This window comes from Escherichia sp. SCLE84 (assembly GCF_012584495.1).
In the GTDB taxonomy this organism is placed as follows: Bacteria; Pseudomonadota; Gammaproteobacteria; order Enterobacterales; family Enterobacteriaceae; genus ECMA0423.
In genome coordinates this window covers 686655-699293 of sequence record NZ_CP051430.1, presented here as the reverse complement: position 1 = coordinate 699293, position 12639 = coordinate 686655, and the positions used below count along the sequence as shown (strand labels likewise).

The 12639-nt window shown below is 50.2% G+C and carries 11 protein-coding genes; 7 read left to right on the top strand and 4 right to left on the bottom strand.

The window, feature by feature from the left end:
* Positions 1-429: 429 nt before the first annotated feature.
* Both lsrK and lsrR read right to left on the bottom strand, forming a co-directional pair.
* Positions 430-2022, bottom strand: coding sequence for an autoinducer-2 kinase (lsrK, locus tag HGD79_RS03715; protein ID WP_000113129.1), 1593 nt, complete (start codon positions 2020-2022; stop codon positions 430-432).
* A gap of 78 nt (positions 2023-2100) precedes the next feature.
* On the bottom strand, positions 2101-3054 hold the full coding sequence (gene lsrR / locus HGD79_RS03710) for a transcriptional regulator LsrR (RefSeq protein ID WP_000154340.1): 954 nt from the start codon (positions 3052-3054) through the stop codon (positions 2101-2103).
* A gap of 248 nt (positions 3055-3302) precedes the next feature.
* On the opposite strand from lsrR, the gene lsrA reads away from it, so the two are divergent.
* The 7 genes from lsrA to tam are packed head-to-tail and all read left to right on the top strand — an operon-like array spanning position 3303 to position 9917.
* Complete coding sequence (lsrA, locus tag HGD79_RS03705) at positions 3303-4838, top strand: autoinducer 2 ABC transporter ATP-binding protein LsrA (RefSeq protein WP_001194887.1); 1536 nt, start codon at positions 3303-3305, stop codon at positions 4836-4838.
* A complete protein-coding gene (gene lsrC, locus HGD79_RS03700; RefSeq protein ID WP_000911143.1) occupies positions 4832-5860 on the top strand; it encodes an autoinducer 2 ABC transporter permease LsrC in 1029 nt (342 codons plus the stop codon). Before lsrA ends, lsrC begins: the two co-directional genes overlap by 7 nt.
* On the top strand, positions 5860-6852 hold the full coding sequence (lsrD, locus tag HGD79_RS03695; RefSeq protein WP_001222721.1) for an autoinducer 2 ABC transporter permease LsrD: 993 nt from the start codon (positions 5860-5862) through the stop codon (positions 6850-6852). Before lsrC ends, lsrD begins: the two co-directional genes overlap by 1 nt.
* A gap of 11 nt (positions 6853-6863) precedes the next feature.
* Entirely contained in the window at positions 6864-7886 is a 1023-nt protein-coding gene (gene lsrB, locus HGD79_RS03690) for an autoinducer 2 ABC transporter substrate-binding protein LsrB (RefSeq protein ID WP_000172479.1), read from the top strand.
* 26 nt (positions 7887-7912) lie between these two features.
* Entirely contained in the window at positions 7913-8788 is an 876-nt protein-coding gene (gene lsrF, locus HGD79_RS03685) for a 3-hydroxy-5-phosphonooxypentane-2,4-dione thiolase (protein WP_000774169.1), read from the top strand.
* A 23-nt stretch (positions 8789-8811) separates the two neighbouring features.
* Positions 8812-9102, top strand: coding sequence for a (4S)-4-hydroxy-5-phosphonooxypentane-2,3-dione isomerase (gene lsrG / locus HGD79_RS03680; RefSeq protein WP_000558520.1), 291 nt, complete (start codon positions 8812-8814; stop codon positions 9100-9102).
* A 56-nt stretch (positions 9103-9158) separates the two neighbouring features.
* Entirely contained in the window at positions 9159-9917 is a 759-nt protein-coding gene (tam, locus tag HGD79_RS03675) for a trans-aconitate 2-methyltransferase (RefSeq protein ID WP_001286554.1), read from the top strand.
* Positions 9918-9920: 3 nt separating this feature from the next.
* Here the strand turns inward: tam and HGD79_RS03670 are convergent, their stop codons facing one another.
* Positions 9921-10835, bottom strand: coding sequence for a bestrophin family protein (locus HGD79_RS03670; protein ID WP_168848302.1), 915 nt, complete (start codon positions 10833-10835; stop codon positions 9921-9923).
* A gap of 206 nt (positions 10836-11041) precedes the next feature.
* Entirely contained in the window at positions 11042-12493 is a 1452-nt protein-coding gene (uxaB, locus tag HGD79_RS03665; protein WP_000854633.1) for a tagaturonate reductase, read from the bottom strand.
* Positions 12494-12639: the final 146 nt, after the last annotated feature.

Sequence of the window (12639 nt, the reverse complement as noted above, 5' to 3'; positions counted from 1 at the left end):
GTTGGAGGTGGGAAGGTGTCAATTTGGCTAATTTGCTAATACTTTCGAATTGATAGATTAAAAAATGCATAGTTCTTATTTTATTTAAAAATGAACTATGAGTTATTGTTGATTAATAAGAAAACTGTTTCTTTCAATAGGAAAATTATCATCATCATATTTAACAAAGAATAGCACTAATTGCTAAAAATCGAAGTTTGTTAAACCCCTTTTGCATCCATTAATGTCTTTAGGAATATTCGCTATAAAATAAGGGTTATGCTTAATGCTTTAAGAAAAATAGCAATTTTCCCTTGAATATAGTACTGGTGATGGAACGATGAATCTGCAAGCTGGCATTTAACAAGCCAGCTCTAAAAGAAGGGAAATAAGAAAAACTATACTCAAAAACTAACAGCCACGGTCATCATGATGTGGCTGTCAATGAAACTATAACCCAGGCGCTTTCCATAACGACGTCGTCAGTCCATGATCAACCAGCCCCAGCTGATCCTGATAAACTGCCTGCCACTTATCGCGTGAATCCTGATAAAGTTCATGCTTTTCCGGGTCTGGTGTGTGCGTCCGTTCCCAGCGAACCAGGCGTTCTCCGGTTTCTGCCATTGATGAAAAAATTCCGGCACCGACGCCAGCTGCAATGGCACATCCTAATGCGGTGGCTTCTTTGACTACCGGAATATTGACGGGTAATCCCGAGACATCAGCGAGAATTTGACTCCATAATTTCCCTTTTGAACCTCCGCCAGCAAAAACCAGCGAGGTGGGATGAATATTCGAGAAATCAGCAATTTGCTGCAAGTTACACGCTGATACAATCGCCGCATTTTCTTCCAGCGCACGGAACAATGTCGCTTTGTTACATTTATCCGGGTCAATGGACAAGTTAATAAAGGAAGGCGCAGCGTGATACCAGGTTTTAAAGCGCATTCTGTCGGAGAAGATCGGCATTACGCCCCACGACCCAGGCGGCACCCGACTGGCCATCTCTTCCAGCAGCGTATAGGTGTCGATGCCTAAACGTTCGGCAATCAGTTTTTCTTCGGCACAGAAAGCATCGCGGAACCAGCGCATGGTGAGTCCGGTAAAAAAGCTTATAGATTCAGCTTGTACCATGCCAGGAATAACATGAGGATTAACGCGCACGTTCATTTCTGGGTCTGTCACCGGCGCGGCTAAATTTACAACTTGCTGCCAGAATGTGCCGCCAAGAACCGCGGTTTGTGCCGGACGCACAACGCCTAACCCAAGGCAACCAAGCTGCACGTCGCCTCCTCCAACGACCACCGGAGTGCCCGCCTTCAGACCGCAGAGTTCCGCCGCTTGTGAACTTACCACGCCCAGCAATGTGCCGGTTTCTTTGACAGGAGAAAGAATATCGGCACGCAGGCCAGCCATATCCAGCAATGCAGGTTTCCAGTCACGGGTGGTTAAATCAAGAAGTCCCGTGGTGCCAGCGTTAGAGGGATCCACCGCCAGTTCGCCGCTGAGCATATAGGCCAGCCAGTCGCTGATCATGGTGATGGTTGATGCCTGACGGTAAATATCGGAACGATGGTGCGCCAGCCAAAGTAATCTGGGGATGGCACTTAAAGCCAGTGTTTGTCCGGTCGCGCGATAAACTTCGTTTTCAAAGGTATTGTTGTGCAGTTCTTTAAGTTCGCTAACTTCGCGTGCCGCTCTGGCATCCACATTGGCGCAGGCCCAGATCGGGGCTCCTTCATTATTATATAAAACAATGCCTTCACGCATCGAACATGCCGAAACGGCAGCGATATACTCCGGGGCTATGCCGGCGTTGTGCAGCGCCTGGCGCATACACTCACACGCCAGTTGCCAGTTTTTGTTGAGATCAAATTCCATAGAACCAGGAACGTCCGGTACTGCCAGGTGCCGCCACTCCGCCTGTCCCACTGCTATTTGATTGCCTTCCAGGTCGAATATCACAGCCCGAATACTTCCGGTACCTGCATCCAGCGCCATCAGGTAATACTTTGATTCTGAAGGGGTAAAGAGTCGAGCCATTAGATTATCCTCGGCTTATGCGTTCTGTCTGTTCCTCTATACGTTCTCCATCATTCCCGGTAATAAGGTCATGCAAATTTAACTACGTAAAATCGCCGCTGCTGTGTCCTGATCGGTAACCAGTGCGTTGATATAACCGCCTTTCATTGCAGCGGCAATTGCTTCGGCTTTATTTTCTCCCCCTGCCACGCCAACCCGGACGGGTATGGTCTTCAGCGAGCTTAAAGGTAAGCCAATCAGTTCGTTATGTATTTTAATATCCGTGACAACGTCACCTTTTGCATCAAAAAAGTAGCCTAAAATGTCGCCAACCGCCCCTTTTCGACCAATCATTAACTGTTCGCCCTGGCTGATATAACCGGAGCGAATGATCGTCGCGTCGTCCTGTTGACTGACGGCCCCAATGCCGACAATCGCCACATCGGCTGCTTGCGCGGCTAACAGAACATCTTTGACGCAATTTTCATTTTTTAGCGTACGGGCAATGTCAGCGGAGGATGCCCGCAACGGAGCCGGAATAATATTCACACTGCACGCCGCGTTAAGCTGCCCGATACCCGTCATATAAGAACCGACGCCACCGGAGAGCGTGACCAGGCGAATTTGCTGTGACGAAATAAAACCACTTAAGCGTTGCAGCGTATTCATGGTTGCCTCGCCAAAACCAATCGCCAGCATCTGTTGTGGTTGAAGTAAACTCATCAACATATGCGCCGCGCCTATCCCCAGTCGCCCGCCGACATCAGCATCCGCAAGCCCAGGGATCACCCGGACATGTTGCAGCGAAAACTGACGACGTAATTGAGTTTCATATTCCAGACAGCCTTCAAAGCGAGAATTAATCTGTACGCGAATAATGCCGGACTGATGCCCTTTCTCCAGCAAGCGCGACACTTTCAAACGGGTCAGGCCGAGACGATCGCTGATCTCGCTCTGGGTCAGCCCGTCGTGATAGTAAAACCACGCGATCCGCGCGACCTGTTCTTCTTCACACATTCCCTGTTCTGAAATTGCCGAATCGTTGATTGTCATAATTCATTCTTCACTTTGAACATATTTAAATCTTTAATGCAATTGTTCAGTTCTTGCGCATTTATATCTGTGATGGCAGCCACAGTTTGACTCTACGAGCATGAACAAACGCAACCGTGAAAATCAAAATAGCATAAATTGTGATCTATTCGTCGGAAATATGTGCAATGTCCACCTAAGGTTATGAACAAATTAAAAGCAGAAATACATTTGTTCAAAACTCACCTGCAAAACTGAACGGGGGAAATATGCAAACGAGTGATACCCGCGCGTTACCGCTACTTTGCGCCCGCTCGGTTTATAAACAGTATTCAGGGGTCAATGTCCTGAAAGGCATCGATTTTACGTTGCATCAGGGGGAGGTCCACGCCCTGCTCGGCGGCAATGGTGCCGGTAAATCGACGTTAATGAAGATTATTGCCGGTATTACCCCTGCTGATAGCGGTACGCTGGAGATTGGGGGCAACAACTACGCCAGATTAACGCCAGTTCATGCTCATCAGCTGGGCATTTATCTCGTTCCCCAGGAACCGCTGCTTTTCCCAAGCCTGTCGATAAAAGAAAACATCCTGTTTGGGATGGCAAAAAAACAGCTCTCCATGCAAAAAATGAAGAACTTGCTGGCGGCGCTGGGCTGCCAGTTTGATCTGCATAGTCTGGCAGGATCGCTGGATGTCGCCGATCGCCAAATGGTGGAAATCCTCCGCGGGCTAATGCGCGACTCGCGGATTCTGATCCTCGATGAACCTACCGCCTCGCTTACCCCTGCGGAAACCGAACGCTTGTTTACTCGCTTGCAAGAGCTGCTTGCTACTGGCGTGGGTATTGTTTTTATCTCGCATAAGCTGCCGGAAATTCGCCAGATTGCCGATCGAATTAGCGTGATGCGCGACGGAACCATCGCCTTAAGCGGCAAAACCAGCGAACTGTCTACCGACGACATTATTCAGGCCATCACCCCAGCGGTACGGGAAAAATCGCTCTCTGCCAGCCAAAAATTATGGCTGGAGTTACCTGGTAACCGCCCACAACATGCTGCCGGAACGCCGGTGCTGACACTGGAAAACCTGACCGGCGAAGGTTTCAGGAATGTCAGCCTGACGCTCAATGCCGGAGAAATTCTGGGCCTGGCTGGGCTGGTGGGGGCCGGACGCACAGAACTGGCCGAGACGCTCTATGGTCTGCGTACTTTGCGTGGCGGACGCATTATGCTGAATGGTAAAGAGATCAATAAATTATCCACTGGAGAACGTTTACTGCGCGGTCTGGTTTATCTGCCGGAAGATCGCCAGTCATCCGGACTGAATCTCGATGCTTCGCTGGCCTGGAACGTCTGCGCCCTTACTCATAACCTTCGTGGATTCTGGGCGAAAACCGCGAAAGATAATGCCACCCTGGAACGTTATCGTCGGGCGCTGAATATTAAATTTAACCAACCGGAACAAGCTGCACGGACATTATCCGGTGGCAACCAGCAAAAAATCCTCATTGCCAAATGCCTGGAAGCTTCGCCGCAAGTATTGATTGTCGATGAGCCGACGCGCGGCGTGGATGTCTCGGCCCGTAATGATATCTACCAGCTGTTGCGCAGCATCGCCGCACAAAATGTGGCAGTGCTGCTTATCTCCTCCGATCTGGAAGAGATCGAACTGATGGCAGATCGCGTGTATGTGATGCATCAGGGCGAAATTGCCCACTCTGCACTGACCGGGCGCGATATTAATGTCGAGACTATTATGCGCGTTGCCTTCGGCGATAGTCAGCGTCAGGAGGTGTCATGCTGAAGTTTATTCAGAACAACCGTGAAATCACGGCACTGCTGGCGGTGGTGCTGCTGTTTGCATTACCCGGTTTTCTCGACCGCCAGTATTTAAGTGTGCAAACGCTGACCATGGTTTATAGCAGCGCGCAAATCCTGATCCTGCTGGCAATGGGCGCGACGCTGGTAATGCTTACGCGCAATATTGATGTTTCAGTGGGTTCGATTACCGGAATGTGCGCAGTGCTGTTGGGGATGTTACTGAACGCGGGGTATTCACTACCTGTTGCTTGTGTCGCGACTTTACTGCTTGGTTTGCTCGCGGGATTTTTCAACGGTGTCCTGGTCGCGTGGCTAAAAATCCCTGCCATTGTTGCCACCCTTGGCACGTTAGGGTTGTACAGAGGCATCATGTTGCTGTGGACTGGCGGTAAATGGATTGAAGGGTTACCCGCCGAACTGAAACAGCTCTCCGCACCGCTGCTGTTTGGCGTTTCCGCGATTGGTTGGTTGACGATAATTCTGGTGGCATTTATGGCCTGGCTGCTGGCAAAGACGGCGTTTGGACGCAGTTTTTATGCCACGGGCGATAATTTACAGGGCGCTCGTCAACTGGGTGTTCGTACGGAAGCCATTCGCATTGTGGCATTTTCGTTGAACGGCTGCATGGCGGCACTGGCGGGAATTGTGTTTGCTTCGCAGATTGGTTTTATCCCCAACCAGACCGGTACCGGGCTGGAGATGAAAGCAATTGCAGCCTGCGTGCTGGGCGGCATTAGTTTGCTCGGCGGTTCCGGTGCGATCATCGGTGCGGTACTCGGCGCATGGTTCCTGACGCAGATCGATAGCGTACTGGTGCTGTTGCGCATTCCGGCATGGTGGAACGATTTTATCGCGGGCCTCGTGCTGCTGGCGGTGCTGGTGTTTGATGGACGCCTGCGTTGTGCGCTGGAACGTAATCTACGGCGGCAAAAATATGCCCGCTTTATGACGCCACCGCCATCCGTTAAACCCGCTTCGTCAGGTAAAAAACGGGAGGCCGCATAATGCGTATTCGCTACGGTTGGGAACTGGCTCTTGCCGCACTGCTCGTTATTGAGATTGTCGCATTTGGTGCAATTAACCCGCGAATGTTAGATCTCAATATGTTGCTGTTCAGCACCAGTGACTTTATCTGCATTGGCATTGTCGCCCTACCGCTGACGATGGTGATTGTCAGTGGCGGGATCGATATTTCGTTTGGTTCGACCATCGGCCTCTGCGCCATTGCATTGGGCGTACTGTTTCAAAGTGGTGTGCCGATGCCGCTGGCGATTCTCCTGACCTTACTGCTCGGCGCATTGTGCGGGCTGATCAACGCCGGATTAATTATCTATACCAAAGTTAACCCGCTGGTGATTACGCTTGGCACGCTGTATCTGTTTGCCGGAAGCGCCCTACTGCTTTCCGGGATGGCCGGAGCGACGGGGTACGAAGGTATTGGTGGATTCCCGATGGCGTTTACAGATTTCGCTAACCTGGATGTGCTGGGACTCCCCGTTCCGCTGATTATCTTCCTGATATGTCTCCTCGTTTTCTGGCTCTGGCTGCATAAAACCCATGCCGGACGTAATGTGTTTTTGATTGGGCAAAGCCCGCGCGTGGCGCTTTATAGCGCGATTCCAGTTAACCGCACCTTATGTGCGCTCTATGCCATGACGGGGCTGGCGTCTGCGGTCGCCGCTGTGCTGCTGGTGTCGTATTTTGGTTCAGCACGTTCCGATCTCGGTGCGTCGTTTCTGATGCCCGCCATCACCGCCGTGGTGCTTGGCGGTGCCAATATTTATGGTGGTTCCGGTTCCATTATCGGCACCGCCATTGCGGTTTTATTAGTGGGATATTTGCAACAAGGTTTGCAAATGGCAGGAGTGCCAAATCAGGTGTCCAGCGCCCTTTCCGGTGCGCTACTTATCGTCGTTGTCGTAGGTCGTTCCGTTAGCCTGCATCGCCAGCAAATTAAAGAGTGGCTGGCGCGTCGGGCCAATAACCCATTGCCATAAAGGATATCTTCATGACACTTCATCGCTTTAAGAAAATCGCCTTACTTAGCGCTCTTGGCATTGCCGCAATCTCTATGAATGTGCAGGCCGCAGAGCGTATTGCATTTATTCCCAAACTGGTTGGCGTGGGATTTTTTACCAGCGGTGGCAACGGCGCACAACAAGCGGGTAAAGAGCTGAGCGTTGATGTGACCTACGACGGGCCGACAGAACCCAGTGTTTCTGGTCAGGTACAGTTGATTAATAACTTCGTCAATCAAGGTTATAACGCCATTATCGTTTCTGCGGTTTCGCCTGATGGCTTGTGTCCGGCACTGAAACGCGCCATGCAACGTGGTGTGAGAGTGCTGACCTGGGACTCTGATACTAAACCGGAGTGCCGCTCTTACTACATTAATCAGGGAACGCCCGCCCAGTTGGGAGGTATGTTGGTGGATATGGCGGCGCGTCAGGTGAATAAAGACAAAGCCAAAGTCGCGTTTTTCTACTCAAGCCCCACCGTTACGGACCAAAACCAGTGGGTGAAAGAAGCGAAAGCGAAAATCGCCAAAGAGCATCCTGGCTGGGAAATTGTCACTACGCAGTTTGGCTATAACGATGCCACTAAATCATTACAAACCGCAGAAGGAATATTAAAAGCGTATAGCGATCTCGACGCCATTATCGCCCCCGACGCCAACGCCCTGCCCGCTGCCGCACAAGCCGCAGAAAACCTGAAAAATGACAAAGTTGCGATTGTCGGATTCAGTACGCCAAACGTGATGCGTCCATATGTGGAACGCGGCACGGTGAAAGAATTTGGCCTGTGGGATGTGGTTCAGCAAGGCAAAATTTCAGTGTATGTCGCGGATGCATTATTGAAAAAAGGATCAATGAAAACGGGCGACAAGCTGGATATCCAGGGCGTAGGTCAGGTGGAAGTCTCGCCAAACAGCGTTCAGGGCTATGACTACGAAGCGGATGGTAATGGCATCGTACTGTTACCGGAGCGCGTGATATTCAACAAAGAGAATATCGGCAAATACGATTTCTGATGTGCATTACTTAACCGGAGTAAGTTATGGCAGATTTAGACGATATTAAAGATGGTAAAGATTTTCGTACCGATCAACCGCAACAAAATATCCCTTTTATCCTGAAAGGTTGCGGTGCGCTGGATTGGGGAATGCAGTCACGCTTATCGCGGATATTTAATCCGAAAACGGGTAAAACCGTGATGCTGGCCTTTGACCATGGTTATTTTCAGGGGCCGACTACCGGACTTGAACGCATTGATATAAATATCGCCCCGCTGTTTGAACATGCCGATGTATTAATGTGTACGCGCGGCATTTTGCGCAGCGTAGTTCCCCCAGCGACCAATAAGCCGGTGGTACTGCGGGCGTCAGGTGCGAACTCTATTCTGGCGGAATTAAGTAATGAAGCCGTGGCGTTATCGATGGATGATGCCGTGCGCCTGAACAGTTGCGCGGTGGCGGCGCAGGTTTATATCGGCAGCGAATATGAACATCAGTCGATCAAAAATATTATTCAGCTGGTTGATGCCGGAATGAAAGTGGGAATGCCGACCATGGCCGTGACTGGCGTGGGCAAAGATATGGTGCGCGATCAGCGTTATTTCTCGCTCGCGACTCGAATCGCCGCTGAAATGGGGGCGCAAATTATCAAAACCTATTATGTCGAAAAAGGTTTTGAACGGATTGTTGCCGGATGTCCGGTACCCATTGTTATTGCTGGCGGTAAAAAATTACCGGAGCGCGAGGCGCTGGAAATGTGCTGGCAGGCTATCGATCAGGGCGCTTCTGGTGTGGATATGGGGCGTAATATTTTCCAGTCTGACCATCCGGTGGCGATGATGAAAGCCGTACAGGCGGTGGTTCACCATAACGAAACGGCTGATCGGGCATATGAACTCTATCTGAGTGAAAAACAGTAACTGCGGATTTAAGGAGAAGAATTATGCACGTCACACTGGTTGAAATTAACGTTCATGAAGACAAGATTGACGAGTTTATCGAAGTTTTTCGCCAGAACCACCTGGGCTCTGTACAGGAAGAAGGCAATTTGCGCTTCGATGTCTTACAGGACCCAGAAGTGAATTCGCGCTTTTATATCTACGAAGCCTATAAAGATGAAGACGCAGTGGCATTCCATAAAACCACGCCCCACTACAAAACCTGTGTCGCGAAACTGGAATCTTTAATGACCGGGCCGCGTAAAAAACGTCTGTTCAATGGGTTGATGCCGTGAGGCGAATTCATCAGTTTTATCTACAATTGGGGTAACGCGCTGACGGGAGTAAATAAATGTCTGACTGGAACCCCTCTTTATATCTGCACTTTGCCGCTGAACGATCGCGTCCGGCGGTGGAGCTGCTTGCCAGAGTACCGCTGGAGAATATCGAATACGTTGCCGATCTTGGCTGTGGCCCAGGTAACAGCACCGCCCTTCTAAACCAACGTTGGCCTGCTGCCAGGATAACAGGCATCGACTCGTCTCCGGCGATGATTGCTGAAGCGCGCAGTGCTTTGCCAGACTGCCAGTTCGTGGAAGCAGACATCCGCAACTGGCAACCGGAACAGGCACTCGATCTGATTTTTGCTAATGCCTCACTGCAATGGCTGCCCGACCACTACGAATTGTTTCCTCATCTGGTTTCTTTACTTAATCCGCAGGGCGTGCTGGCAGTACAGATGCCAGATAACTGGCTGGAGCCGACCCATGTGCTCATGCGCGAAGTTGCCTGGGAACAAAACTACCCGGATCGCGGGCGTGAGCCGTTGGCTGGCGTTCATGCTTACTACGATATTTTGAGCGAAGCCGGATGTGAGGTCGATATCTGGCGAACCACCTACTATCACCAGATGCCGTCACACCAGGCGATTATCGATTGGGTGACTGCCACTGGATTACGTCCGTGGTTACAGGATCTGACCGAGAGCGAACAGCAGCTTTTTCTTAAGCGCTACCATCAGATGCTGGAAGAGCAGTATCCACTGCAAGAGAACGGACAGATACTGCTGGCATTTCCGCGTCTTTTTATTGTTGCCCGGCGTATGGAGTAAATATCACGTCAGCTGGTAATGACGATCGGGAAGAATTTTTGCTGGAATTTCGGCTTCATAGTTCATCTGTAACAGGTCAATTTCAATAGCGTTGCAGATGGCATCCAGTGGTAAATCATTGTTTTCAGTACCGAACGGATCTTCCAGTTCTTCCGCCAGACAATCCAGCGAAATAAAAGTGTAGGAAATCAGCACAGAGATAAAAGGCGTCATGTAATGCAGGTCCACGACCAGCGCGAACGGCAGCATGATACAAAACAGATAAACGGTACGATGCAAAATCAGGGTGTAGGCAAAGGGAATTGGCGTATAGGCAATGCGCTCGCATCCTGCCAGGACCGCTGAAATATCATTAAGCCGATCGTTGAGGCTAATAAACAGGATATCTGAAAGCTGCCCATTGCGGCGCTGAACCGCCAACCACTCCCCCATTATTAACAAGATACGGTTAGCTGGAGAGTTCGAAGCCAGTACAGGCTGAAGATCTTCAGTCTTGAGATAATGAGCCAGCACTTCCGCCTGTGGCTGTTTGCGTAATGTCATGCGTAAACAGTGGGCGAAGGCGATTTGCAACCGGGCAAACTCCCTTACACTTGCCGAATCCGGCAATGTCGTTTTTACCTCGCGCAGTAACGACCGTGAGGCAATCATCAACTGCCCCCAAAGTTTTCGCGCTTCAACGTAACGGGCGTACCCGGCATTATTACGAAAACCAAGAAAAATGGCGATAGCGACACCGAGAATGCTGAACGGTGCGAGGGTGAATTTGATGCCCAGATGCGTGTACCAGGGCAGCATGAAAATAACAGCGATAGAAAAGAGAAAATTGAGTAGTAAGCGCGATGATATCTTGGATAATACTGAGCCGTGCCAGACAAAAATACGGCGCAGCCAGTGTTGTTGTGGACGAACAATCATGGTTATCTTCAGGCGTGAAAAAGTCGCCCTATTAAACGTGATTACGATCACATTCTCAAGACGCTATTTACAAATTACCTATAAGCTTACAACATTAACAGGCGCTGCATGTGGCATCTGTTAATGATAAAGGCACATAGGATGTTGTAACTAATATAGTGAAATAAGAAACCCGGTCGAAACCGGGTTCAGAAGTAACGGTGTTATTAGCACAACGGACGTACAGCTTCGCGCATCCCTTTTTCAAGAATCGCATCCAGGTCATTAGCAACCTGCTCGACCAGACCAGGCACTTGCGTCAGGTCCTGCTCCCAGTGGTCTTTTTCTGCCAACACAATCGCTACCAGTTCCTGGGTACCGATAACACGGTCACGATGCTGGCTCCAGAGTTGCTGATAACGTTCCAGCCAGTGTGCATCGTCCTGTACCGGATATGTTTCTCCGTTACGCTCACCACGATAGAACGCAATCAATGCCGCTAATGCGAAAGTAAGGCGCGCCGGAAGTGTGCCGTTTGCCTTCTGCCCTGCCAGCAGCTGCGGCAGGATGCGGGTGCGGAACTTGGTCATACCGTTGAGCGCGATAGACAGCAGCTGATGCTTAATGTACGGGTTACGGAAACGCCCGGTGACTGCACTGGCGAAAGATTCCAGTTCATCACGAGGCAAATCCAGTACCGGAATAATTTCTTCGTAGATAGCTTTTTCAACGAATGCGCAAATTTCAGCATCGTTCATCGCTTCACCTACGGTATCCAGCCCTGCCTGGAACGCCACCGGCACCAGCGCGGTGTGCGCACCGTTGAGGATTGCCACTTTGCGTTCTTTGTACGGTTTAATATCGTCAACAATCAGCACGTTGAGCGGATATTTGTCCAGACGCAGTTCAGTCGCTAAGGATTTCGGTCCCTGAATCACAAACAGGTAAAAGTGTTCAGCGGTGTCGAGAAAACCATCGTGATAACCCAGCTCTTCTTCCAGTTTAGCCACTTCATCGCGCGGATAACCGGTAACGATACGGTCCACCAGCGTAGAACAGAAGCTGTTAGCCTGATCCAGCCATTGAATAAATGCTTCTGGCAGTGCCCACTCTTGCGCATAGCGCAGCACCAGTTCACGCAACGCGTCGCCATTGTAGTCGATCAACTCACACGGGATGATGATCCAACCTTTATCCAGCGCACCGTTGAAATGGCTAAAACGTTCGAACAGCAGACGGGTCAGTTTTGCCGGATAACTTACCGCTGGCGCGTCATCGAATTTATCGCCCGCATGGTAGCTGATACCCGCTTCGGTGGTATTAGAGAAAACAAAGCGCATTTCCGGGTTGTGAGCCAGTTTCAGGAATTCATCGTATTCACTGTAGACGCTGATTTCACGATTAACCGAGCGAATCAGACGCGCGTCGCTGACCGCTTCCCCCTTCTCATTCAGGCCACGGATAATGGTGGTATACAGACCATCCTGCGTGCTCAGTGACGGTGGGAATGAAGTTTCAATCGGACGAACAACGACCACACCAGAATTCAGATCGGTGTGCTCATTCAGGAGATCGATTTGCCAGTCAACAAAGGCGCGCAGGAAGTTACCTTCACCAAACTGAATGATACGTTCTGGATACTGTGCACCGGGAAAATCGCGACGATTTAGTGTTTTCACAATGGGTTCCCTTCTGATTAGTCATACAACCTGTTTGAATTGGTACGACAGGTTAGCAAACTTTAATACGCCGAACCCCTGTTTTGATCAACTCCTGATGATTAATGAGCAGTTTTATGAGAAAAGTGTGGCGCGGATCATGGTTT